Origin of the sequence: Halomonas sp. 113 (genome assembly GCF_904067645.1) — a bacterium.
GTDB classification, from domain to species: domain Bacteria; phylum Pseudomonadota; class Gammaproteobacteria; order Pseudomonadales; family Halomonadaceae; genus Vreelandella; species Vreelandella titanicae.
In genome coordinates this window covers 4242755-4266928 of sequence record NZ_LR881453.1, presented here as the reverse complement: position 1 = coordinate 4266928, position 24174 = coordinate 4242755, and the positions used below count along the sequence as shown (strand labels likewise).

The following is a 24174-nucleotide window of genomic DNA, read 5'->3' as shown; positions in this document are numbered from 1 at the left end:
GATTACCCGCCGAAGAGGTCACTAAAACGCTGTTTAAGCTCTTCTTCCTGCGCTAATGCCTGCTCGGTATCAACCGGCATCAGGGTAATGCTATTGCGCTCGGGGAAGCCTTCCGGTGGGGTAACGTCGTTGTGAGCAGGCAGATAGCCTTGCTGGCTGACCAGCTCCTGGCCCTGCTGGGAAAGCACAAAATCAACAAACTTTTGCGCGGCCTCGACATTCTCTGCACCTTGCATAATGGCGACCGGCTCGGTCACCGCGCTCACGCCCTCTTCCGGGAACACGAATTCGACCGGCGAGCCTTTGGCAGCTTCACGAATTGGCAGGAAATCCACCACGATGCCGTAGGGCTTGGTGCCCGCGGCCACGGCATTAAATACGCCACCATTGCCGCCCTGTGCTTCGGTACGGTTTTCATGAAGCGCTTCGTAATATGCCATGCCAAGGTCAGGGTTGGCAGTGATCGCCGCCATATGGATCAGTGCCGCGCCGGAGTAAAGCGGACTAGGCATGGTGACCAACCCTTCGTAGTCAGGTCCCAGCAGGTCTTGCCAGCTCTGCGGCTGATGCTCGGCGCCGGTGTTATAGACAATCCCGGTGGTGATCAGCTTGGTGCCGTAGTAGTAGCCTTCTGGGTCATACAGGTCGGCGTCATAGGCCTGGCGCTCATCGCTTAGGTAAGGCTGTAAATGGCCCTCTTGCTTAAGTGATTCCATGGTCATGCTGTCGGCAATCAGCAGCACGTCAGGGTTGCTCACCCCGGCTGAAAGTTCCGAGCGCAGCCGGGTCATCAAGCGCGTGGTACCGTCGCGTACCCACTCCACTTCAATATCAGGATAGGCTGCTTCAAAGGCGTCAACGGTTTGCTGTGCATCGCTATTGGGCTGGCTGGTGTAGAGCGTTAGCGTTTCGTTCGCCGCTACCTGAGCCGAAAGAGAAAAGCTGGCTACCGCGACGGCAGTAGTAAGGGCAGATGTCGGAATAGATAACAGGGGGCGCTTCAACATGGGTAAACCTCCAGTGAGTGAACCCCACCTAAGCTACTGTCATCTGCTTACAACAAAGTGACACTATGCTTTCGTTCAACATTTTGTGGCTTTCGTTTGCTGCACTTTTTGCTTTCGTTGTGCCGAGAGGGGTTATGCGCCAGTTCGAACGTCGACAACAGCTGTTACAGCGAATCCACTCACAAGGGCGCCAGTCGGTAGACAGCCTGGCAGGCGAGTTTGGGGTTTCTGTGCAAACCCTGCGTGGGGATATTCGCCACCTGGCTGATAAAGGCCTGGTGCTGCGCCGCCAAGGGGAAGTGCTGCCGTTTCCCGAGCAGGAAAATATCGGCTACGACCAGCGTCAGATCGTTAACGTGGCGGGTAAACGGCAGATCGCGGCGCGGGCAGCGAGCTTGGTACAGGATCATCAAGCACTGTTCTTAGGCACGGGCACCACGGTTGAGCAGTTGGCCGATGCGCTGAGTGATAAGCAAGGCCTGCATATCATGACCAATAACCTGCATGCGCTGATTAAGCTGTGCCAGTTGAGGTGTGAGTTAGTAGTAGCCGGTGGGCGAGTGCGTCGTCGCGACCAGGATGTGATTGGCGGCGATGCCTGGCGCTTTTTTCAACGCTACCGTGCCGATGTGGGGATTGTGTCGGTGGGAGGAATGGATAGCCATGGCCAGCTTTATGACTACAACGACGACGAAGTGATGGCCCGTGAGGCGCTGTTGGCCCATGCCGGTTATCGCGTGTTAGTGCTGGATAAAACCAAGTTCGACCTGTCACTACGCTGCGCCGCGGGTCAACTGGGTGATTATGATGCCGTAGTGACCGATGTACCGCTGCCAGACAAACTACGCAGCCCCTTGGCTGCCCAAGGCGTTCGGTTTTTGGGCTAACGGTGCACGCTTCTCGTTACTGCTATGCTGATAGATTGCTAGTGCCGAAGCGAGGAGTGCGATTATGGCAGGTGGATGGGCAAAAGATGGCGCCGAACAAGAGCAGATGGAAAGCACGCTAGAGGATGCGGTGCAGCGTGCGCGTAGCCAGTTGCCCCGCGGCGAAAGTCTTGAGGTTTGCGAAGAGTGTGGCAATCCCATTCCTGAACCGCGCCGTAAAGCGATTCCGGGCGTTAGACTGTGTGTGGTGTGTCAGGGTGAATTGGACAAAAAGCAGTCGGCCTATAGTGGCTACAACCGTCGTGGTAGTAAAGATAGCCAACTGCGTTGAACGGGCTTGTGTCTAAGCGTCCTGGTCGGTGTCCGGCAACTGCTTAAAATAGACATAGCGGTGAAGGCGAATTGCTGGGCGAATCAGCAGTTGGATGCTACCTATCACAAACAGCCACACGCCGACAGTTTGAACCGCACCCTGGTAAAAAAAGCAGACACTGCCGATCGTAAACCAAATGCCCAGCATAAAATCGTTGATCATGCTAAGCACCTCATAGCGTTGGTGCACAACGAGTTCGCGATGCCCAATGATGAAAGTCCAGTCGTTAGTCACCGGATCCTGTTGGCGCTGCATCATTAGTCTCCTGGTTGAATGTTCAATTAATGAAAATTGGGATGAGTTTCGTTTAACATGTGTACCAATATTCATTTTAACTAAACGCTATTGTGGCACACTATCGTCGTACTCAAAGGTAGTATTAGGCTTCTGATATTCATTGATGATACATGAAAGCCACAAGTAACCGGGTGAGGCATTGAGGGCGAGTAATGATCAATGACACGCTGCTGACAGCGGTGGAAAATGAGTTGCGTAGAGGGCCTTGGCGGTTACGTTTTGCTGATGAAGTGGAAGCAAGGTTTGAAGAAGATACTCAGCGCCAACGTAGCCGTAGCATGGTCATGGCAGGGTTGATATCGGCGATCATCTACTGCTTGTTTTTGATCAACGACCACAGCTTTCGACCGGATACTTTCGCCACAGCGCTAGCGTTAAGGGTGGGGGTAATGCTGCCTTTTGGTATGCCAATTCTGTGGTGGGTTTACCGTGGTGTGTCTCCAGCCCAACGTGAAACGTTAATGGCGAGTACGGTGATCGTTGCTACGGTGATTTCATGTTTGATCTTGGTGGAATCCACCGTTCCTTACTCTTACCTGGATGTTTTCTCTTTCGGCCTTATTTTGCTGGTGGGTAATATTGTTTACTCACTGCGGTTTAACTATGCCTGCGTCTCATCTGCCATTTGTATATTTATAATACTGCTTTTTGTTCTATCTTATGACCCCATGCCGCCAGAGGCGAAGCGGCTAGCAATATTTACTATTATCGCTCAGACGCTGTTTACGTTAGTGGCCAACTATCGTTTCGAGCAGAGCGAGCGAACCTCCTACTTGCATGTATTGAAAGAAAAGCTCCGCGCTGGCTATTACTTAAAAGATAACCAGGAACTGTCGCGCATGTCGGTGACTGATCCTTTAACCAATCTTGCCAACCGGCGCCAGTTCGATACGGTTTTTCCTGTGCGCTGGCAGGAGGCTACCGATAAAGGCCTTTGTTTAGGGCTGATGGTGATCGATATCGATCATTTCAAAGCTTACAACGACTACTATGGGCATCCTCAGGGTGACGAGTGCTTGCGCCAAGTCGCTACTGCCATGCAGGCCAATAGCCGTGATGCCGATTTAGTGGTGCGTTTTGGCGGTGAAGAGTTTGTAGTGCTAATAGCCAATGCATCGCCTGAGGCGGCAAAACCGGCGGCCGAGCGCATTCGGTGCAACGTGGAGGCCTTGGAAATTCCTAATCACGGTGTCTCGGCGCAAAGCGTTGTTACCGTTAGCGTTGGCGTTGCAGTACTCTACCCGAAAGTTAGCCTTGCCCCAGCCGAACTATTATCCCAGGCAGATGACGCGCTTTATGAAGCCAAGCGGCAAGGCCGCAACCGTGTATGGGTGGCTAGTGCGATTGATTCATCATCTGGCGATAATGCTATTGATGGCTTAAGCGTATCAGCCTAGTCGCGGAGATTAACGGGCCAACTGGCGGCTAGCCAAACACGTAAACGTTTGTGAGGAGAGAACTGTGGAGATTGATCAACATTACCGCGCGCTAAGCGTTGACACTCTATCCCAGCGGCTTGGTGATGTTGAGGCGGTGGTTAGACGCGTGGGCGAAGAACCCGCGAGCTGGGACATTCGCGAGGTGGGTGACGGCAACCTCAACCTAGTGTTTATCGTCTCCGGTGACGCGGGCAGTGTAGTGGTTAAGCAGGCGCTTCCCTATGTACGTATGGTCGGCGAGAGTTGGCCGTTGCCGGTCTATCGTGCCCACTTTGAGTACTACGCCTTGGTGCGTCAGGCCAAGCGTGCACCGGGCATTGCCCCTGAAGTCTACTACTTCGACAAGCCCCAGGCGCTGTTTGTGATGGAGTATCTGCACCCCCACACTATCTTGCGCCGTAAGTTGATCAACGGTGAGCGAGTCGCTCGACTTGGCGAAACCATCGGCAAGTTTTGCGCCCGCACGGCGTTTCGTGGCTCAGAGCTTTCGCTGAGTAGCCCAGAGAAAAAGGCGGATGTGGGGCTGTTTTCCGGCAATGTGGCGATTCCTGCCATTACCGAATCACTGGTATTTACCGACCCTTATTACGGCGCTGAAATGAATCACCACACCCCGGAGCTTTCACCGGTGGTGGACGAATTGCGTCGTAACGCGCGTTTAAAGGCCAGAGTACAGCGGCTGTTGATGAAGTTCACCGCGAACACCGAAACCATGCTGCACGGTGATCTGCACTCCGGCTCGATCATGGCCACGGATACCGACGTGCGGGTCATTGACCCCGAGTTTTCCCAGTACGGGCCGATGGCTTTTGACCTGGGAATGGCGGTGGCCAACTCCCTGATGGCCTACTTCAGCCAGCCCGCTCACCGTCAAGAAGGTGAGCTTGATGAGTATCAGGCGTGGATCCTTGATGTGGTCGATGCGTGCTTTAGCCACTTTGATGCCGAGTTCCGCCACCTGTGGCAAACCGAGCGGACGGGCATTCTGTTTCCCAAGTCGCTATTTGAAGAGCAGGGCAACAGCGCAGATGATGCCTGTGATGCACTGCTTGAAGAGATACGCCTGGATGCGCTGGCCTACTGCGGCATCGAAATGCATCGCCGTGTTTTATCACTGGCCCACAACGCCGATTTCGAAGAGATTGAAGACACCGCGCTGCGCGCCAAGCTTGAAGCGCGCAATGTGCTGATGGGCCAAACGCTGATTATGGAGCCGGAAGCCTATAGTGACCTTACCGCGCTGGTGGATTTAGCCAGGGCGTATAACCAGCAAGAGGTGCTGTAAGCGGTTTACAGGGGAGTTAGAACGAGCAGGTAGGGCCGGAACAAACCGTAGCGGGGGTCTTTCGCCATGGCCGGAAATGGCTCCATGCTATTCCGGCATTCCCGCCATCCCTGGCGGTCAGATGGCGAAAGTAGCGCCCAGGGATGGGTTTACAGCGCCCCCGCGTAGGTTTGTTCCGGCCCTGCCTAGGCTTACAGCAGAACTATTTAAAGCTGATCCAGGCGATCGAACTTCCCGGCGATATCGCTTTCGGTCCAGTGGGGTACCCAGCCTTCCACATTATCGAAGAAGCGCAGCGCAGTGAATTCTGGCGCAGGGCCCATATCGAACCAATGGGGCGTGTTGGTGGGTACGCTGATCAGGTCATTGCGGGTGCACAGCACCTGATACACCTTGTCATCGATGTGCAGACAAAATAGCCCTTGTCCTTTGACGAAGAAACGCACTTCATCTTCATGATGGCGGTGCTCGTTTAGGAACTTCTGCCGCATGGCGTCTTTGTCTGGGTGCGTGGGCACCATATGCAACACATCAACGGTTTGATAGCCGCCTATGGCTTTGACGCGGTCGATGTCGTCTTGATAAAGCGCCAAAATATCTTCCTGGGTGGCGTCGTCGGCAATTTCGCCCGGCGCTGCCCACCGCTCAAACAGCACGCCCACCTTGTTTAGCTCAGCGCTAATCTGCTCGCCGTCGGTGGTGTCGATCAGGGCATCGTTAGGGTTCTGATCAGCAAATACTTTTAGTTGCGACATCGTAGGTTCTCCTAAAGCGCAATTTCATCAAAGCGAGTAACGCAAGCATGGGTGTTGCCCGCCTGTGTGCCTTCACGCACCAACTGCAGGGTTTGCATGCCTGCCTGTTTGGCGGCGTCCAGTTCTTCGACCACGTCCGACAAGAACAGCACCGCTGCTGGCGGCAGGTCAAGCTCGGTGACAATGCGATGGTAAGCGGCAGCCTCACGTTTATGACCAATATGGGTATCAAAGTAGCCGCTAAACAGCGGGGTTAGATCGCCCGCATCGCTATAGCCAAACAGCAGCTTCTGCGCCTGCACCGAGCCGGACGAGTAGACGTACAGCGCCTTGCCCAAGTCTTTCCACTGGCGCAGTGCCGGTGCTACATCGCTATAGAGATGGCCTTTAAAGTCGCCGCGCTGGTAGCCATCGGCCCACACCATACCTTGCAGTGCTTTCAGCGGAGTAACTTTTTGGTCAGTCTCGATCCAGTGCAGCAATTGGTCGATCACTGCCTCCAGGGGGGCGTTAGGGGCGTCCATTTCACTGCGCACGGCATCAATCTGCTCGGCAACTGCAGGTGTGTCTGCATTCGCAAGTAGAAAGTCGGGCAACTTGGCGTGGGCGTAGGGAAAAAGCACCTTATGGACGAAGTTAATGTCCGTGGTGGTGCCTTCAATATCGGTCACAATGGCGCGAACAGTTGAATTACTCATTTAAGACCACCGACTCTCTTCAAGAACACAGGCAAGTAAAAACTCAATCGCTTCCAGGTGGCGGCGGCAACTGGCAATGCTATCGCCCACGGCATAAATGCCATGCCCTGCGACCAAAAAGCCCCAGGGCATCGGCCAGCCGAGGCGCACATGCCTGGCCAGCTCCACCATATCCTGTTCGTTAGGTATGACCGGTAATCGAATAGTAGCTTCGTGGGTCACATTGCCTGTCAGCGCTTTTTGCATTTCAAAGCCGCTCAATTCGATCCCTTCCGGAAAGCGCCGCGACAGTACGGTGCTGGCTACCGTATGCACGTGCAGTACACAAGCAATCTTCGGTTCATAGCGATAAAGAGCTGCATGCAAGTCGCTTTCTGCGCTCGGCTTACCATCACCTGATAGCACCTTGCCATCCAGGTTGCAGAGCAAGAGGTCATCGGCCTGAATGCGGGTTTTATCGCGGCCAGAAGCGGTGACAAGATAGCCCGCCTCGGTCCGGGCGGAAAAGTTACCGCCAGTGGCTGGCGTCCAGCCTTGCTGCGCCGCCCATGAAATGGCGGCCAGCAGTTCAGTTTGTAGCGTCATCATAGGATCTGCGTCGCCTCTTCTAGTGGCAGCCATTCTATATGATAAGCTTCGCGGCTGATAAGCCGTGTAGCTGTTCCGATCAAGTGCTCAAGGAGTCCATCGATGCCTCATCTTCAATCACGCAGTTTGCGGATCTATGCCGACCACCTTGAGTATTTGGATCAAACCCAACTGCCCCAGGCGGAGCAGTGGGTGCGCTGTGACTCGCCAGAAGAGTGGCAGCATGCGGTGAAAAGCCTGGCGATTCGCGGGGCGCCGCTGATTGGTTTGAGCGCCGCCTTTGTGCTGTCCCAATACGCCGCCCGCCATCCACAAAGTGATTGGCAGTTGGTAAGTGATCGCTTACGCGCCACGCGCCCCACGGCAGTTAACTTAATGTACTGCCTGGATGCCATGGAAGCCTGCTTTGAGCAAGGCGTCAACGCCCTGGCCGAACGTGCCGCTGAACTGTTTTCAGAAGACCGCGCGCTGTGCCAACGCATGGCTGAGCGGGGTGCTGACTTGCTGAAAACGGGTGACCGTGTGCTGACCCACTGCAATACTGGCGCGCTGGCGACCGCCGGGGTGGGGACGGCCATTGGTGCGCTGGCAGTGGCCAAGCAGCGCGGTGTAGAGCTGCATGTGTTTGTGGATGAAACCCGCCCGCTGCTGCAAGGCGGCCGTTTAACCGCCTGGGAAATGGCCGATCTGGGCATTCCCTACCAACTGATTACCGACAGCATGGCCGCCAGCCTGATGGCCGCGGGCAAGGTAGATAAAGTGATGGTGGGTGCCGACCGTATCTGCGCCAACGGCGACTTTGCCAATAAAGTGGGTACTTACATGCTGGCGGTGATCGCTCACTACCACCAGGTGCCGTTCTATGTGGTGGCTCCCTACACTACGGTTGATCCCGCTTGTGCTACTGGTGCGGACATTCCTATTGAACAGCGCGACCCCGCTGAGATCCGCGGCGTCGCTGGCGCCTTTGGTGAGGTTACCTGGGCACCCGATAATGCACCGGTATGGAACCCCGCCTTTGACGTCACTCCCGCCAAGCTCGTGACGGCTTGGGTGTTGGATACCGGCGTATTTGATGCCGCCGCGATAGCACGCGGCGAACACTGCCTGGGGCGCGGCGAAAGTTAATCGCTAGCCCAATAGCGTTAGCTCATAGACATGGCGGATATGCTGACCATCCCAGTCATAGCCAAGATGCCGTCCTTGCCTTGTGGCGGAGAGCACGGGCGGCCGTAGCACAGCGGCACACTCGCCTTCAGGGTCTCGAACGCTGGGGTAAACGATGCCGTCCGTGTGTTCCTCCCAGGCTTTTCTCCCCAAGGTTTGCCCAGCTGCCCAGCTATCCGGTCTGAGAAGCGTTTGGGCCGCATCCTGTCGGCGTAAATCAATTAGTTGGCCCGTTAAATCTGACAGATAAACACGCTGCTGAAGCATCATGGGCGGTTCGTTTGACTCCCCCATAAAGCGCTCTGCGTGGTAAACGGTTTCGGCAATGGCGGTGGCTTCGGTGAGTGCGCAGTAGTAGGCGCCAAAGGTGCCATCGCTAAAACGCGAACCGGTCGCGGGGAAGTGGCAGAAGGCCTCCATGACGGGCGTCCAGCCGGGGCCGTAGCGACGGTCGTCATCACGAACCAAGTGAATAGCTCCCGTTTCCTCACGTAGCCTTGCGGAGGTTTCACCCTCCAGCTCATTGAGTAAGTCCCAATCATCAGCGCTGCTGTTGACGCCTTCGAATAAATCAATGGGAGGAAATCGCGAGGGAATAACCCGATAGCTGGGGCGCCAAGTGATATTGCTCAGCGGGAATGTCACGCATGCCCCCCACCACGCGCTGCATCCAAATGTTGGCGAACAACGTAGAGGTCGGAGACTTGTCCGTTTAACAGGCGCTCCATTGGTGTGTGACCGGCAAAAAGAGGGCTGTTGTTGGCTCGCTGCAACCAGCTGTTAGCAGCTTCTTTACTGGGCAACAATATATGCAGTGCTTTATAAATGCCGAGAATCAACGACATCCGTTCCAAGTGATTGGCATCAAGCCTCGCCTGCTCAGGTGAATGCTTCCAGCGCCGATAGGTGGAATCAGGTACCCCGAGCAGCAGAGCGGCCTCGCTCTCTTTTAGACCCCATGCGTGTGAAATATTGGGGTAAGTGCGCATCGCAGCGGCCCCTATTTCACGGCGCTTATCGGCGGTTTTGTGTTGAATAGCCATATCTTTCTCCTCACTTACCTATAGTTTACGCCAAGTGAGCGGTTTTTGAAAAATATCGGCCATTTGAGCTTTCGTTGGTTTTTGTTGTGCTGATTCAGCTGTTTTGCTTGGATTCCTGATGCGCCAAGATGACGTCCAGAAAACCCTCTCCATAATCTTCCAACTTACGTGCACCAATACCCGAGATCGCGCCCAGTGCCGCCAGACTCTGGGGTTTCTGTTCGACCATTTCGGCCAGGGTGGCGTCGTGGAAGATCACATAGGCTGGCACGCCCTGGGCTTCGGCCATTTCCCGGCGGTGCCGACGCAGGGCTTCCCACAGCGGGCCGTGGCCCTGCGGAGCAGAGGTGCTTTTGCTTCCCCGTCGAGCGGTTTTGGCTTTGCTGGGTTTGTTGCTTGGCTTGCGCAGAGTTAGAGTCTGCTCGCCGCGCAGCACCGGCTTGGCATTGGCAGTGAGCTTAATGCCGCCGTGGCCCTCCATATCCACGCTCAAAAAGCCGCTGGCAATCATCTGGCGAAAGAGCGCCTTCCATTCGTTGGCGGAGAGGTCTTTGCCTATGCCGTAGGTGCTGAGTCTGTCGTGACCAAAGCGGGTGATGCGCTCGTTGCTTTTACCTAGCAGCACATCCACAAGGTAGGTCACGCCGAAGCGCTGCTCAGTGCGGTAGACACAGGAGAGCGCCTTTTGCGCCGCCACGGTGGCCTCCCAGGTCTCGGGTGGGGTCAGGCAGTTGTCGCAGTTGCCGCAGGGGGCGTCCAGATGATCGCCAAAATAGTGCAACAGTGCCTGGCGGCGGCAGCTGATGATTTCACACAGCCCGAGCATGGCGTCGAGCTTCTGTTGTTCGATGCGCTTTTGATGGTCGGCGGCGCTGGAGTTCTGCTGCATCTGGCGCAGCGTGATCACATCCTGAAGTCCATAGGCCATCCAGGCATCGGCGGGCAGGCCGTCACGCCCGGCGCGGCCGGTCTCTTGGTAGTAGGCTTCGATACTCTTGGGCAGGTTGAGGTGGGCCACAAAGCGCACGTCGGGCTTGTCGATGCCCATGCCAAAGGCGATGGTGGCCACTACCACGACACCATCTTCACGCAAAAAGCGGGTCTGATGCTGCTGGCGCTGCTCGGGGGGAAGCCCCGCGTGGTAGGGCAGTGCCGTCAGCCCCTGGCGTTCCAGCCAGGCGGCGGTCTCCTCCACCTTGCGCCGGGAAAGGCAGTAGACGATACCCGCCTCGCCGTCGTGGTGCTCGCGAATAAAGCGCAGCAGCTGTTCCTTGGCGTTACCCTGATTTTCGGCGATATGGTAGCGAATGTTGGGCCGGTCAAAGCCGCTGTTGTAAAGTGCCGCCTCCTGGAGCTGCAGATGCTCCATGATATCGCCCCGGGTGGGCACATCGGCAGTGGCGGTGAGGGCGATGCGGGGCACCTGGGGAAAGCGCTGATGAAGCTGGGAGAGCTGGCGATACTCAGGACGAAAATCGTGGCCCCACTGGGAGACGCAGTGGGCTTCATCAATGGCGAACAGCGCAATCCGGGTCTGCTCCAGCAGCATCTGCATACGCGCAGTGGCCAGTCGCTCGGGCGCGACATATAACAGATCCAGCTCGCCCGACCGCAGGCGGTTCTCCACCTCGACCGCCTCGTGATAATCGAGGCTGGAGTTCAGGTAAGCCGCCCTGACCCCGTTCTGCTCAAGCGCCGCCACCTGATCCTGCATCAGCGCGATCAGCGGCGAGACCACAATCGCGGTGCCTTCGCGCAGCAGTGCAGGGATCTGATAGCACAGCGACTTGCCTCCGCCGGTAGGCATCAGCACCAGCGCATCGCCACCGGCCATTACATGCTCGATGATGGCCTGCTGTGGGCCGCGAAAGCTGTCGTAACCAAATACTTCCTGCAACACCTTGAGGGCTGCCGGGTGAGGGTCGCCGTGCATCAATGCTCTCCTTATCTCGTGCTTGAGGAAGAATTGTCGCACGAAAACTCAAGGGATTTTGCCTAGCGAATCCCTGCGCGCAGATAACGACTGCACAAACTGGCGCTGGAAGAGCAAAATCTCTACCGAGTTGGTGACCTATAATGGCCGGATAAAGTTGTTCCAGTGGTGACTAATCGAGACCAGCCCGTAAGCAAGGTAGGTGGGCTTGGCGAGCGGTACATACACCTTCCACAAAATTTCCAGCCAGTACGAGAGGGAACCGCGCTCGCCAGCAGGCGAGCGCGCGGATAGCCAAGACTCAGGCCAGGAACTGGCTGCTCTCGACCAGTTCGGCGATGCCAATGCTCTCCACCGTGACATAGAGGCCGTCCCGGGCGATGACCACGTCATTGTCCATCTGATTGGCGCTGCCGAGCAGATCTTCCTGATCCGCGAACAACTCACCCATGAACACCAACCAGTCCTGATCCCCCGCATGCTGGTTGAAGTCCTTGATCACGGCACTGCCTTGATACCCCTCGTCGAACATGAACAGGTCGTCGCCCACTCCTCCATAGAGTACATCGTTGCCGCCACGCACAATCAAGGTATCGTCGCCCTCACCACCATAGAGTTGATCATCGCCCAGGCCGCCTACCAGCGTGTCATCTCCCTCGCCGCCATGTAGCAAGCTACCGCTCTCCAGCGCCGTCAGGGTGTCGTTTCCTACACCGCCGAAGGCCACTGTTCCAGTGAGTTCGTCGTCGCCAGCGCTGCCTTCTATATGTTCGCCATACTCCAGGTCTTGGCTGAATAGACCGAATGGGTCGAAGCGTTCGTCCTCGAGTCCGCGCTCGCCGACACTGTAGCGTTGCTGGGTCAGTGAAATGTCGAGTAGCGACAGGCCCTCGAACTCCACGTAACTGACATTTTCCACTTGCTTCAATCCAAGATCCTGCTTGGAATTGAGGAACAGCGTGCCGTCCGAGAGTTGATAGGCATCCCAATCCGCCCCATCGCCTTTGAGGCGCAGAGTGTTGACTCCCGAGCCGCCATCGACGCGATCGGCACCGCTGGATAGCCGAATCAAGTCATCTCCCCCACCAGTGTAGATGTAGTCGCTATGCTCACCGCTGCGAACCTTGTCAGCATGTTCGGTGCCAATTAGAAACGCGGGTTGGCCGAAATGGTTCGAGCTTGAGGTCTGCTTGTCCTCTACCCAGACCGACGAGCGTGATAGAGAGGAAAGACTGGAAACAACCACCGCGCTGTCACGGTCGGTGTATTCATAGAAGGGCGAATCAGCGATACGCTGAATGGCATCCGTGATTATGCCATCGACATGGGCATACCAGCTCACCGGAATGTTCAGCAGTGAGAAAGCTGGTAATGGCCACAATGGTGAACCATACATATCGTTGAACAGTACGACATTGTCCCCGCTCGACTCGTAAGAGGTGTTGGGGTGGGTCAGCAGTGGCCCTTGTTCCTGCAGCGCCTCGAGGAAGGTATCTGCGTCTCCTGCCACACGATACACCGCATCATTCTCGTAGCCGTAGTTGTACACCACCTCGGGGTCGTCATAGATCAGTGGCGACTCGTGACCGATATAGTTGGCCTCAGCGAAGAAGCCGTCGGCCAACTCCTCGCGAAAGCGCGCCATAATGTTCACCATCCCGCCCCCCAGGCTGTAGCCGGTGATCAGTGCGTCCTCAGCCTCCAGGCCGTTGGCCTGGCTGTAATTCTTGAGCGCAACGAGCAGCGGCTCAAGGTTGGGTGCTATGGTGCCAGCATTGAGTTGCAGGTAGTCGACAATATCCACCGGAGAGTTGGTGCCGGTGTAGGTCAGCGATACCCGGGTCAGTTGTCCCTGTTCATCGAACTCACCCAGCAGCTTGGCTTGGGGGCCAGTCGGCAGGGTGCCGGTAATCGGGCTCTCGATGATGTAGTGGCCGGCCCCATCGAGGGCGCTCGCGGGTAGGCCAAGCTCGGTCGGCGTCAGTTACCGCCATCCCCCGGGCAGTCCGGTATCTATCTCATTGGGGTAGGCACCATCGGGGAACAGGTCTGTGAATCCTTGTACTATTTCCCGAGTCTGCGGAATGCCAAGGGCGCCCGACAGGCTGGCGTAGGTGGCGAGCTTGTGGGATGTCAGCAGCAATTCGATGGATGCTTCACTGGTATAGTTTTTGTAGTCGAGCATTGCCATTAAGATACCTCCGTATCTCGTGCTATATGGTTGTTATTGTTGATCCATGATGCTGAAGTCACTGCATCTACGAGTGTGCCAAGGGCAACTCGAGGTATGAAATGACTGATTAAAACACTCGTATCATTCGAGTGTTTTAATAGCACAAGATATCCCCGCAGGAGGCAATGCGACATTAGTGGCGAGACCTTGGTCGAATGAGACAGGCCGCCTTATTGGGTAAGGCGCCCCCATCGTTGGTCGTAACATGGCCGTTGAACGGGGCGTTGATGGGGTCGTTGCAGAGGAGGGGGCAGGGAGATGCGCTTTAACCCAGTGTAAGTGGTTCTTTTGAGCCAAGCTGTAGTGGTACTTGCTGATTATAAAGGTTAAAAATGCTCACCTGCTTCGTTGCTAGCTTGCCGCCGTGAATAAAGTAGGTTTACCTAATCCCCGCCCGTAAAAACGACTGCACAAACTGGCGCTGGAACAGCAGGAAGGCGATCAGCAGCGGGGCGATACTGAGCAGTGTTGCGGCACTGACGGTGGCCCAGTTAACGCCGGTTTCGGGCGCGGAAAATACCCCTAAGCCTACCGTTAACGGGCGACTCTCTACCGAGTTGGTCACCACTAGCGGCCAGATAAAGTTGTTCCAGTGGTGGCTAATTGAGACCAGCCCGTAAGCAAGGTAGGTGGGCTTGGCGAGCGGTACGTAAACCTTCCATAAAATTTCCAGCCAGTTACAGCCTTCGATGCGGGCGGCGTCTTCCAACTCCCTTGGCATGGTTTTAAAGGTTTGGCGGAGCAGAAAAATACCCAAGGCGCTGGCCACGTAAGGTAAGCCAATCCCGGTGATGGTGTTGATCAGCCCCAGTTCGCTGGCGATGCGGTAGTTCTCGACAATCAGTACTTCGGGGAATACAAAGAGCTGAATCAGCACCAGCATAAACAGAACGTTTTTGCCTGGAATCGGAAAGCGTGCAAAGGCAAACGCTGCCAGGGTACAGACCACAAACTGACCGATCACCACCCCTGTTACCAGCGCAAAGGTGTTCAAGTAGTAGCGGGCAAAGGGCGCTTGAGACCAAGCGTTAGTGAAGTTCTCCAGCGTCAGCGGGGCGAAGAGCTCAAAGTTCACCATAAACTCGCTGGGGTGAAAGGCAGCCCAAAAAGCATACAGCAGCGGAAAAATCCAAATAATCGCCAGTAGCCACGCGGCCACTGTTTCCAGTGCTGGAATTGAGACGAAACGGGAGCGGGGCGCATAGGTAGTGGTCGTATTCATTGATAGTGCGTCCTGCGATCTAAAATCGTGAACTTAAGCGTGGCCACTACCGCAAGCACCAGCAGAATAACCACCGTAATGGTGGCTGCCGTGGTGCGGTCAAAGAACGAGAACGCATTCTCGTAAACGTAGTAGAGCAGCAGGTTAGTGGCGTTATTGGGCCCGCCCTTGGTCAAGATAAACAGGTGATCCACGACCCGCACCGAGTTAATCAGCGCATTGATGAGCACAAACAGCGTGGTGGGCATGAGTAGCGGAAAGGTGACACGCCAAAAGAAGCTCCAGCGGCTAGTGCCTTCTAAGTCAGCTGCCTCTTTTAACTCGGGTGGCATACTCTGTAGTGCCGCCAAGTAGAAGATCATAAAAAAACCGGCTTCTTTCCACACCGACATCACGATCACCGAGCTTAACGCAACACTTGGATCGCCCAGCCAGTTCACCCCGGAAAAGCCCAGCATGCCGAGCAGTTTATTGAATAGGCCAATCTGCGGCGCGTAGAAAAACATCCAGATATTGGCCGCGGCGATCATGGGTAGAATAGTCGGCGTAAAGTAGGCCATGCGCACAAAGCCCCGCCCGCGAAGCTTGCCATTGACGAACAGCGCCATACCCAAGGCCAGCGCGATAGACGTAGGAATCGTACCGACGGCGTAGATTAAGTTGTTAAGAGCTACTTTCCAAAACGTCGGGTCATCGAACAACACCTGATAATTTTCAAGGCCTACGAATTCAGTGGGTGCACCGCGAAAGCCGGGTAAAAACAGGCTGTTAATGACCGTTGTCACGGTTGGTAAATAAGCAAAAGTCGTCAGCAGTAGCGCAGCGGGCAGCAGCAGAAGCGCGCCATAGAGCTGCATTTTGCGGTGGTTGGTGAATGACATAGAGACGTACCGCAAGTTGGAAAAGCCGGGGCATGCCCCGGCGAACAGTGAAATGGCTAACGATTAGCGGGCGTAGCGGCGCAACACGCTGTCGGCTTCTTGCTGCGCCTGGCTAAGCGCTTCTTGCGGCGTCATTTGACCGGTCAGCGCCGCTTGCACGGCGTTATCCAAAGCGCGGCGAATGCGGCCACCCTGGTAAGTGGAAAGCTCCGCCGTGCCGTGTTCGAGCTGGTCGCGGGCAACCGCGGCGGGTGGGAACTCTTCCACATAGCCTTGTAGCGCGTCGGTTTCGTAGGCAGCGGGGCTAACGCCCATGTAGCCGGTCTCAATCGACCAGGCAGCGGCTCTCTCGGGAGCGGTCATCCAGCGAATAAAGGTCATCGCCGCGCGCTGCTCTTCTTCAGTGGCGTCTTCAAAAATGTAGAAGTTGCCGCCGCCGGTAGGGCTGCCGCGCTGGGTTTTCATCGGCAGCATGGCGACGCCAAAATCAAAATTGGCTTCGCTGCGTACGGCGGTCAGGTTGCCCGTGGTGTGCCACATCATCGCTGTGGACTCTTCCAGGAAGTTCTGGCGCAGGGTGCCCCACTCAATGGTGCCGTCGGGCATGGCATTGTGCTCGGTGGCCAGTGATACCCAGTACTCCAGCGCTTCAACCGCTGCGGGGTCGTCAAAGTAGACCTCGGTGCCGTCTTCGCTCATTAGCCGATGGCCGTTCTGAAAGGCAAAGGCCTGGAACATCCAGTAGGGGTAGCCAGTCGACGGCACCATCACGCCCCACTGCTCGCCGTTGGAGGCTTCGCGCACGGTCGCCGCCATCTCGGCCATCTCTTCCCAGTTTTCTGGGGGTGTTTCGGGGTCTAGGCCGGCGGCTTCAAAGGCGTCTTTGTTCCAGAACAGTACGATGGTGGAGCGCTGGAAGGGGATGCCGTAGGTTTTACCATCCAGTTGGCCATTTTCCATCAGCCCTGGGTAGAAGCCATCGAGCCATTCGCGCTCTTCATCGGTTTCGACCAGGTCGTCAAAGGCGACGATGGCATTCTGCTCAATCAGCTCGTACAGATCGATGGAGAACATGACCGACAGCTGCGGTGTATCACCCGCTTCCATCGCCGACATGGCGCGCACGCGGGTGTCGTCGTAGTTACCGGCGTAGATCGCTTCCACATTGATATCGGGGTATTCGCTTTCAAACTCTTCCACCAGATTATCAACGACGTCGGTGAGTGCACCGCCCACCGCGACCGGGTAGTACATGGTCAGATCGACGCTATCCGCGTTTACCTGGGCGGCGCTTAACAAGCCCGCTGCAAGGGCGGTCATTGCAAAAGGGGTACGCAAACGCATAAGAGACTCCGCAAGTGTCAATACTGCTGTCAGTGTTGGAAAGAGCCCACCGCCGGTGGACGAGGAACGCTTCGAGATGAGCTGGGTAAGGGGGTCGGTGTCAGGTCGTCCCGCCGCAGGCCGTCGGCATCGAAAAGGTGTGTATTCTTTGAAGTCCAATAGAGGCTGCATGGCTGGCCTGTCAGTGCCTGCTTGCCGCTAAGCCGCACGCGTAGGGTGTGCGACCCCACCGCGACATAAGCAATGGTGTCCGCTCCCAGATACTCTTCACTTAATACGTTTGCGGGTACGCCGGAACCGGGTGCGATTCGCAGCTCGACATCTTCCGGGCGGATGCCCAAGTGGCCACCAGCGGCATCCAAGGAGGCTACGGGGGTACTCGGTTCGCCTTCGATAACGGCACCCTGTTCACCTTTAACGAGTGGTAGCAAGTTCATCGCGGGGCTGCCAATAAAGCTAGCGGCAAAAGCGCTAGCGGGGCGGTTATAGAGCTCGTCTGGGGTGCCGTCCTGCACGATTTTGCCATGCTGCATCAGAATCACACGATCGCCCATGCTCATGGCTTCCACCTGGTCGTGGGTAACGTAGATAACCGTCATATTCAGGCGGTTCTGTAATGCTTTGATTTCCCGGCGCATGTCGCTGCGCAGCCGGGCGTCGAGGTTGGATAGCGGTTCATCCATCAGGCAGATAGGGTGTTCGGAAATAACCGAGCGCGCCAAAGCAACCCGCTGGCGTTGGCCGCCGGAAAGCTGGGCAGGTTTGCGATCTAGGTAATCGGTTAAATCAACCAGTTCGGCCACTTTGGCTAGCCGCTCGCGCTGCTCGGCTTTGGGTACCTTGCGGCTGCGCAGGCCAAACACGATATTGTCAGCCACACTCAAATGCGGAAACAGCGCGTAGGACTGAAACACCATGCTCAGCCCACGGTCGCCGGGCGGCAGGTGTGTGACGTCGCGCTCGCCGATATGTATACGTCCGTTGCTGGCCTCTTCCAGGCCCGCGATCATACGTAGCGTGGTGGATTTACCGCAGCCTGAAGGGCCCAGCAGAATAACAAATTGCCCAGGCGTGACATCGAAGGAGATTTCATCGACGGCAGTGGTCGCGTCCCAACGTTTAGTGACGCGCTCCAGGCGAATACGCGATTGGTTTGACATAGCACACACATCACCGGCTGTTGGTTGTTATTGGTTCAGCTTGTGTTGAAGGTGTTGCCGTTTCATGACACTTACATGGATGGTTGATGACACCCGCTGTGTCAAGATAAAAATTCACTTGGTCACTGTAATGCCATAGCGCTGAAGCCTGCGCACCACGCTGGATTGGCTGATGCCCAGCCGCTCGGCAATGGCATAGGTGCTGGGGAGTGTGTTGCACAGCTCTTCAAGCGTTTCACGCTCCAGCCGCGCTAGGTACTGCTTGAGGGTTTCCTGGGGCTCGAGTGCTACTGCCGACCTTGCTGGCGAGGCGCTCGGCAAGTTGGCCGGGAACTGTTCGGCGTGAGGGAGTGCGGTGGGCTCCTCGATTTGATCGGTGGGGCTGGAAAGCCAAGCTCTCTCTAGCCAGTTCTCCAGCTCGCGGACGTTACCCGGCCATTCGCTGCCCATCAGTGTCGACCAAACGCGGGTATCAAGAATTTTTTGCCGCCCGTAGCGCTGGTTGAGCCGGTTTAAACACGCTTCAACCAGGTCGGGGATATCCTCCCGGCGGTCACGCAGTGGCGGCAGGGTGACCGGGATCACATTGAGGCGGTAGTAAAGATCCAGACGAAAAAGTCCTGCTTCTACTTGCTTGCCCAAATCCTGGTTGGTCGCCACGACCAAGCGAAAATTGACCTTGCGAGAGCGGGTGTCACCCAGTCGGGTCAAGCTACCGTCCTGAATCACCTTGAGCAGTTTGGTTTGCATTAGCAGCGGCAGCTCGCCTATTTCATCCAAAAACAGCGTACCGCCCTCGGCCTGCTCTAACAGCCCGGCTTTGCCCTGGCGGGCGGCACCGCTGAAAGCGCCGGGCTGGTAGCCAAACATCTCGGACTCAAACAGATTCTCTGGAATCGCCGCGCAGTTAACGTCGATAAAGGGGCCGTCACAGCGCTGGCTCCAGCGGTGTAGCTGCTTGGCAAAGGCGGTTTTACCCACACCTGATTCACCCAGCATCAGCACATTGGCATCCGAAGGGGCGACCCGCTTAAGCAGCAGCGCAATTTCACGCATCACGCTGCTACGCACCTGCAAATTGTCCAGGGCGTCATCCAACGCCTGCTCTTCCGCGTCTGGCGCTGCCTGACTGCGCTTTAAGTGTTCGCTAAAGCGTTTTTGCAGCAGCGCATATTCGTCCTGCAGTAACTGCAAGTCGGTTAAATCCCGCGAGCGGCTGATAATGCGCTCCAGCTTGCCGTCGACGAACACTGGGTAGGCTTCGGCAATCACCCGGCGGCCTGTTCCGGTGACTTGCATAATCTGCGCAGGCCGACGGGTGCGCATCACTTCCATGGTGATGGAGGGTTTGAGCACCCCGGCCGCTTGCAGTTGCTGCACACTGCTGGAGAGCAGCTCTTCTCTGGATACCCCGTAAACCGCTTCTGCTCCTGGGCTAATATCCACTATTTGCCCATCGCCACTGACGATAAAGAAGTGGTCGTTTGCGGTCTCCACAATGGTTCGCAGCACACGCCTGTCTATTTCACTCATCGCAGCCAACTCCTCTGAGTGATTCATTTATGAATCTTTGATACAAAAATGAATTAAAAAAGCCTCTAGTTGATTCATTTTTGCATCGTTTGGTCGCTAATCCCACCACTTTATAGGCATCTACGACTTGGCATGGTCTGTGCAATGACTTTAGAAGAGTAGTGAAAAGAGCTAGGCCAATACCTACACCGTGCTCACCGCCAAAAAATATAAGGAGATGTGTATGTCGGAGTTTAATCAGCCCTTGGGCGGAAACACCATGCCGCGCTTTGCAGGCCCTGCCACCATGATGCGCCTGCCCACCCAAGAGACAGCCGAGGGTTTGGATGCGGCATTTATTGGAATTCCCATGGATATCGGCACTTCAAACCGCCCCGGCACGCGGCTTGGACCACGCCAGATTCGTGATGAGTCGCGCATGCTGCGCCCCTACAATATGGCGACCCGTGCCGCGCCCTTTGAAAGCTTGCAAGTGGCCGATATCGGTGACGTACCCATCAATACGTTCCACCTGCCGAAAAGCGTCGACATCATCACCGCCTTTTACGATGACGTGCTGAAACATAACTGCATTCCGCTGACTCTGGGGGGGGAACATACGCTCACGCTGCCTATCCTTCGCGCCATGGCCAAAAAGCACGGCCCGGTGGGATTGATTCATATCGATGCTCACGCCGATGTAAATGAGCACATGTTCGGTGAGCCAATTGCCCACGGCACGCCGTTTCGCCGCGCCCAGGAGGAGGGCTTATTGGCCCATGGCAAGGTAGTGCAAATCGGCCTGCGTGGTACCGGCTATGCCGCTGAAGATTTTGACTGGTGCCGTGGTCAGGGTTTTCGCGTCGTTCCCGCCGAAGAGTGCTGGTATCGCTCTCTAGCGCCGTTGATGCAGGAAGTGCGCGAGCAGATGGGCGATATCCCGGTGTACATCAGTTTCGACATCGACGGCCTGGATCCTTCTGTTGCCCCCGGTACCGGCACGGTGGAGATGGGTGGACTGACCTCTAGCCAAGGATTGGAGCTGGTTCGCGGTGCCGCCGGGCTGAATATTGTCGGCGGCGACCTGGTGGAAGTATCTCCACCTTATGACCCCAGCGGCAACACCGCGCTGATGGGCGCCACACTGCTGTATGAAATGCTTTGCGTACTACCGGGCGTTAAACACAGCGAGTGACGCCGACCGAATAGATATCAAAGAAATAGCGACTAAATAAAAAAGTACTGACCTAGCTACGCCGCCAGCCACCTCCAATAATCACTTCCAATGGGTGACCCCTATGTCGTATAGCAACGTTAAATCGGAACAGCCGACCTCGTCGGCACCGATACCCCGCGCGCACTTACTGAAATTTATCATTCCATCGCTAATTGGGGTGCTGCTGTTTCTCGTCCCTTTTCAAGTGGGCGATACCATCAATATCGGCATGGGGCTCATGGCCGATAGTCTGCAGGCTTTGCTGGGCTCGGCGCTGCCGGCCATTGCTGTCGTTGTGCTCTGCCTGTCGGTGGTAGCGACGATTTACGCCAAGCTAGCTAACCCTTCCTGGGCCAAAAAGGGCATGCTGCACGAAATGTTTCATGTCGGGCCAGTGTGGTTGGTGATGCGCGTTTTAGGCGCGCTGTTTGCTGTGATGACCTATTTTCAGTTCGGGCCTGAGTTCGTGACTGCTTCCTTTACCGGTGGCGTGATGCTCAATGACCTGGCGCCGGTACTGCTCACCTTCTTTTTCTTTGCCGCGCTGCTGCTGCCGTTTCTAGTCGAGTTTGGCTTTATGGAATTCATCGGCAGTATGGTACGTAAGCCGTTTCGGGTGATTTTTAATTTGCCGGGACGCAGCGCGATCGATGCCACCGCCTCATGGATGGGCTCGGGCACCGTCGGTGTGCTGATCACCACGCAGCAGTACGAGCAGGGATTCTATAACCGCCGTGAAGCCTCGGTCATTGCCACCAACTTCTCCGTGGTGTCGATTGCGTTTGCGCTGCTCGTCACCAGCTTTGTCGATATCAACCACCTGTTTGTGCAGTTCTACTTTACGGTAGTGGTTTCGGGGTTAATCGCTGCGGTCATTGTGCCGCGCTTGCCGCCGCTGTCGCGCAAATCCAATGACTATTACGAACCGGTGGGCTGCCAACTGAATGAGGAGCGCACGGAGAAAGTGGGTCTGTTCCGTTACAGCCTGATTCAGGCCACCAATCGCGCCGCCGGTGCTCCCGGCCCCCGTGAACTGGCACGTTTGGCGCTCCTCAACGTGATGGATATTTTCCTCGGCTTACTTCCTCTGGTGTTTGCTATTGGCACGGTGGCGCTGATTCTGGCGGAATTTACCCCGCTGTTTACCTGGCTTTCCTACCCCATGGTGCCGGTGCTAGAGCTGCTGCGGATTCCCGAGGCAGAAGCGGCGGCGCCCGCCACCCTGGTGGGCTTTGCCGATATGTTCCTGCCCGCGGTGCTGGCGACCAATATCGAAAGCGAACTCACCCGCTTTGTGATTGCCTGCCTGTCGCTCACCCAGTTGATCTACATGTCGGAAATCGGCGCACTGCTGCTCAAGTCGAAAATCCCTATTAAGCTCTGGGAGCTGGTCGCCATCTTCCTGCTGCGTACGGCCATTACGCTGCCGATCATTGCCTTTATGGCCCATACGTTTTTCTTCTAAGGGGCCTGTAATGAACGCTGATGCAACGAATACTGATGTAACGAGCAATCAAGCGACGATGACCTGTGCCGAGTTATTGATCCGCCTACTGCGCGATACTTACGGGGTACGTGCCCTGTTCGGCATCCCGGGCGTGCATACGGTGGAGCTTTACCGCGGCCTGGAAGGCAGCGATGTGAGGCACGTGACGCCACGCCATGAGCAGGGCGCCGGGTTTATGGCCGACGGCTATGCCCGCGCCAGCGGCCAGCCGGGAGTGTGCCTGATTATCACCGGGCCGGGGATGACCAATATAGCGACCGCCATGGGTCAGGCCCTGGCGGACTCGATCCCCATGCTGGTAATCTCCAGCGTTAACCGCCGCGATACGCTGGGCATGGACCAGGGGCGGCTGCACGAGCTGCCCAGCCAGCAGCAGATGATCAGCGGAGTGGCACGGTTTAGCCACACGCTGTTGGACGCCAATACGCTACCCGAGGTGCTGGCCCGGGCCTTTTCCGTGTTCAACGGCGCGCGGCCGGGCCCTGTGCACATCGAAATTCCCATCGACCTGTTCAATGCACCGGTGAACGTGCCGGTGAGTTGGCAGGCGCCCAGGCTTTACCGCGCCGCGCCTGACCCAGAAGGGCTTGCCGAAGCCGCCCGCTTGTTACACGCGGCGAAACAACCTCTGGTGCTATTAGGTGGTGGATGCGCTTCAGCCCCAGAAGCAGCGCGAGCATTAGTAGAAAAGCTCGATACCCCCACGGTAACGACCATTAACGCCAAAGGGTTGCTAGGACGTGACCATCCGCTCGATTTGGGCGCTAATGCCGCGTTGCCCGCAGTTCGTGAATTAGCCGCCAATGCCGATGTGATTCTGGCCGTCGGCACCGAGCTTGGCGAGACCGACTACGACGTGGTGTTTGATGGTGGCTTCCATCTCAACGGCACGCTGATTCGTATCGATCTCGACCCGGAGCAACTGGTGCGCAACCAGCGCGTAACGTTGGGGCTAGTCGGCGATGCCGGGCGTAGCATGGAGCTTTTGCTAGTTCACTTTCCCGAGAAGCTGAAGCGTAATGGCATTGAGCGAACCGCTGCGGCTTTGAGCGCTTTAAATCTGGAAAACGACCCTGCCTTTAGCGATTTCGTGCCACTTTATAAAACGCTAGCTGATTATCTGCCTGAGGCGATTTTGGTGGGCGATTCCACCGCGCCGGTGTATGCCGGTAACCACCTGGTCAGCCAGCCGGCCCCCAGGCGTTACTTCAATGCCTCTACCGGCTACGGCACCCTGGGCTATGGGCTACCGGCGTCGCTGGGCGCACAGCTGGCGCGAGCGGATCTGCCGGTGGTGGCACTGGTGGGCGATGGCGGGGTGATGTTTACGCTCTCGGAAATCGCCACCGCCGTAGAAGAGCGCCTGCCCGTGGTGATTGTGCTCTGGCATAACGCTGGTTACGAAGAGATTCGTCGCTATATGGATGCCAACGGTGTGGCGCGCCTGGGTGTGGATATTCAGGCGCCCAATTTCCTCACCCTGGCCGAGGGCTTTGGTTGTCCCGGCGTACTGGTAGAAAGCCCCGTGGAACTTGCCAAGGCGCTCGCCAACCGGGAAACCAGCGGGCCTCTACTGATCGAAATTGACGCCGCTGCCTGGCAGCGTGCGTGCGCATTTTCTGACTAG

24 protein-coding genes and 1 pseudogene are annotated in these 24174 nt (G+C 56.5%); 9 read left to right on the top strand and 16 right to left on the bottom strand.

Going from position 1 to position 24174, the window contains the following annotated elements; translation table 11 throughout:
* Positions 1-2: 2 nt before the first annotated feature.
* Entirely contained in the window at positions 3-1007 is a 1005-nt protein-coding gene (locus YERSI8AC_RS20095; RefSeq protein WP_159177393.1) for an ABC transporter substrate-binding protein, read from the bottom strand.
* Positions 1008-1141: 134 nt separating this feature from the next.
* Between YERSI8AC_RS20095 and YERSI8AC_RS20090 the strand changes: the two genes are divergently transcribed.
* Together YERSI8AC_RS20090 and YERSI8AC_RS20085 are read left to right on the top strand one after the other, a co-directional pair.
* Positions 1142-1894 carry a DeoR/GlpR family DNA-binding transcription regulator gene (locus YERSI8AC_RS20090; protein ID WP_236557361.1) on the top strand — a complete coding sequence of 251 codons (753 nt, stop codon included), beginning with the start codon at positions 1142-1144 and terminating at the stop codon, positions 1892-1894.
* Positions 1895-1958: 64 nt separating this feature from the next.
* Positions 1959-2225: a DksA/TraR family C4-type zinc finger protein gene (locus YERSI8AC_RS20085; RefSeq protein WP_022521873.1), complete on the top strand. Its 267-nt coding sequence runs from the start codon at positions 1959-1961 to the stop codon at positions 2223-2225.
* A 12-nt stretch (positions 2226-2237) separates the two neighbouring features.
* On the opposite strand, the gene YERSI8AC_RS20080 is transcribed toward YERSI8AC_RS20085, so the two are convergent.
* Positions 2238-2522 (bottom strand): YrhK family protein, encoded by a 285-nt coding sequence (locus YERSI8AC_RS20080; RefSeq protein WP_022521874.1) that lies wholly within the window; start codon positions 2520-2522, stop codon positions 2238-2240.
* A gap of 194 nt (positions 2523-2716) precedes the next feature.
* Between YERSI8AC_RS20080 and YERSI8AC_RS20075 the strand changes: the two genes are divergently transcribed.
* Both YERSI8AC_RS20075 and mtnK read left to right on the top strand, forming a co-directional pair.
* Positions 2717-3961 (top strand): GGDEF domain-containing protein, encoded by a 1245-nt coding sequence (locus YERSI8AC_RS20075; protein WP_159177391.1) that lies wholly within the window; start codon positions 2717-2719, stop codon positions 3959-3961.
* A gap of 64 nt (positions 3962-4025) precedes the next feature.
* Complete coding sequence (gene mtnK / locus YERSI8AC_RS20070) at positions 4026-5288, top strand: S-methyl-5-thioribose kinase (protein ID WP_159177390.1); 1263 nt, start codon at positions 4026-4028, stop codon at positions 5286-5288.
* A 206-nt stretch (positions 5289-5494) separates the two neighbouring features.
* Here the strand turns inward: mtnK and YERSI8AC_RS20065 are convergent, their stop codons facing one another.
* The 3 genes from YERSI8AC_RS20065 to mtnB are packed head-to-tail and all read right to left on the bottom strand — an operon-like array spanning position 5495 to position 7329.
* Positions 5495-6043, bottom strand: a complete 549-nt coding sequence (locus tag YERSI8AC_RS20065) for a 1,2-dihydroxy-3-keto-5-methylthiopentene dioxygenase (RefSeq protein WP_022521878.1) — start codon at positions 6041-6043, stop codon at positions 5495-5497.
* A gap of 11 nt (positions 6044-6054) precedes the next feature.
* The gene (mtnC, locus tag YERSI8AC_RS20060; RefSeq protein WP_022521879.1) at positions 6055-6741 is read right to left on the bottom strand and encodes an acireductone synthase; all 687 of its coding nucleotides are present in this window, start codon (positions 6739-6741) and stop codon (positions 6055-6057) included.
* Positions 6742-7329, bottom strand: coding sequence for a methylthioribulose 1-phosphate dehydratase (gene mtnB / locus YERSI8AC_RS20055; RefSeq protein WP_022521880.1), 588 nt, complete (start codon positions 7327-7329; stop codon positions 6742-6744).
* 102 nt (positions 7330-7431) lie between these two features.
* Here mtnB and mtnA point away from each other — a divergent pair, with 102 nt between their 5' ends.
* Positions 7432-8457: an S-methyl-5-thioribose-1-phosphate isomerase gene (gene mtnA / locus YERSI8AC_RS20050; protein ID WP_022521881.1), complete on the top strand. Its 1026-nt coding sequence runs from the start codon at positions 7432-7434 to the stop codon at positions 8455-8457.
* Positions 8458-8460: 3 nt separating this feature from the next.
* On the opposite strand, the gene YERSI8AC_RS20045 is transcribed toward mtnA, so the two are convergent.
* The 5 genes and pseudogenes from YERSI8AC_RS20045 to YERSI8AC_RS20025 form a co-directional block, all read right to left on the bottom strand.
* Positions 8461-9141 carry an RES family NAD+ phosphorylase gene (locus YERSI8AC_RS20045; protein ID WP_022521882.1) on the bottom strand — a complete coding sequence of 227 codons (681 nt, stop codon included), beginning with the start codon at positions 9139-9141 and terminating at the stop codon, positions 8461-8463.
* On the bottom strand, positions 9138-9539 hold the full coding sequence (locus YERSI8AC_RS20040; RefSeq protein ID WP_159177389.1) for an MbcA/ParS/Xre antitoxin family protein: 402 nt from the start codon (positions 9537-9539) through the stop codon (positions 9138-9140). The genes YERSI8AC_RS20045 and YERSI8AC_RS20040 overlap by 4 nt, the downstream gene beginning before the upstream one ends.
* A gap of 94 nt (positions 9540-9633) precedes the next feature.
* A complete protein-coding gene (recQ, locus tag YERSI8AC_RS20035) occupies positions 9634-11472 on the bottom strand; it encodes a DNA helicase RecQ (RefSeq protein WP_022521885.1) in 1839 nt (612 codons plus the stop codon).
* Between the two features lie 62 nt (positions 11473-11534).
* Positions 11535-11721: pseudogene (locus YERSI8AC_RS20030) on the bottom strand (carbohydrate ABC transporter permease); the annotation flags it as partial.
* Positions 11722-11773: 52 nt separating this feature from the next.
* Positions 11774-12853 carry a calcium-binding protein gene (locus tag YERSI8AC_RS20025; RefSeq protein WP_159177388.1) on the bottom strand — a complete coding sequence of 360 codons (1080 nt, stop codon included), beginning with the start codon at positions 12851-12853 and terminating at the stop codon, positions 11774-11776.
* A 201-nt stretch (positions 12854-13054) separates the two neighbouring features.
* Between YERSI8AC_RS20025 and YERSI8AC_RS20020 the strand changes: the two genes are divergently transcribed.
* Positions 13055-13435, top strand: coding sequence for a hypothetical protein (locus YERSI8AC_RS20020; RefSeq protein WP_159177387.1), 381 nt, complete (start codon positions 13055-13057; stop codon positions 13433-13435).
* A gap of 21 nt (positions 13436-13456) precedes the next feature.
* Here the strand turns inward: YERSI8AC_RS20020 and YERSI8AC_RS20015 are convergent, their stop codons facing one another.
* The 6 genes from YERSI8AC_RS20015 to YERSI8AC_RS19990 form a co-directional block, all read right to left on the bottom strand.
* Positions 13457-13663, bottom strand: coding sequence for a hypothetical protein (locus YERSI8AC_RS20015; RefSeq protein ID WP_159177386.1), 207 nt, complete (start codon positions 13661-13663; stop codon positions 13457-13459).
* A gap of 421 nt (positions 13664-14084) precedes the next feature.
* Complete coding sequence (locus YERSI8AC_RS20010) at positions 14085-14927, bottom strand: carbohydrate ABC transporter permease (protein ID WP_022521888.1); 843 nt, start codon at positions 14925-14927, stop codon at positions 14085-14087.
* Complete coding sequence (locus YERSI8AC_RS20005; protein ID WP_022521889.1) at positions 14924-15808, bottom strand: carbohydrate ABC transporter permease; 885 nt, start codon at positions 15806-15808, stop codon at positions 14924-14926. The genes YERSI8AC_RS20010 and YERSI8AC_RS20005 overlap by 4 nt, the downstream gene beginning before the upstream one ends.
* Before the next feature lie 63 nt (positions 15809-15871).
* Positions 15872-17152, bottom strand: a complete 1281-nt coding sequence (locus YERSI8AC_RS20000; RefSeq protein WP_022521890.1) for an ABC transporter substrate-binding protein — start codon at positions 17150-17152, stop codon at positions 15872-15874.
* A gap of 29 nt (positions 17153-17181) precedes the next feature.
* Positions 17182-18312: an ABC transporter ATP-binding protein gene (locus YERSI8AC_RS19995; protein WP_022521891.1), complete on the bottom strand. Its 1131-nt coding sequence runs from the start codon at positions 18310-18312 to the stop codon at positions 17182-17184.
* A gap of 114 nt (positions 18313-18426) precedes the next feature.
* Entirely contained in the window at positions 18427-19845 is a 1419-nt protein-coding gene (locus YERSI8AC_RS19990) for a sigma-54 interaction domain-containing protein (protein ID WP_022521892.1), read from the bottom strand.
* Positions 19846-20068: 223 nt separating this feature from the next.
* On the opposite strand from YERSI8AC_RS19990, the gene speB reads away from it, so the two are divergent.
* From speB to YERSI8AC_RS19975, 3 genes are all read left to right on the top strand, one after another.
* Positions 20069-21019: an agmatinase gene (gene speB, locus YERSI8AC_RS19985; RefSeq protein WP_022521893.1), complete on the top strand. Its 951-nt coding sequence runs from the start codon at positions 20069-20071 to the stop codon at positions 21017-21019.
* Positions 21020-21122: 103 nt separating this feature from the next.
* Positions 21123-22505, top strand: coding sequence for a YjiH family protein (locus YERSI8AC_RS19980; RefSeq protein ID WP_159177385.1), 1383 nt, complete (start codon positions 21123-21125; stop codon positions 22503-22505).
* Between the two features lie 10 nt (positions 22506-22515).
* Positions 22516-24174 carry a 5-guanidino-2-oxopentanoate decarboxylase gene (locus YERSI8AC_RS19975; RefSeq protein WP_236557359.1) on the top strand — a complete coding sequence of 553 codons (1659 nt, stop codon included), beginning with the start codon at positions 22516-22518 and terminating at the stop codon, positions 24172-24174.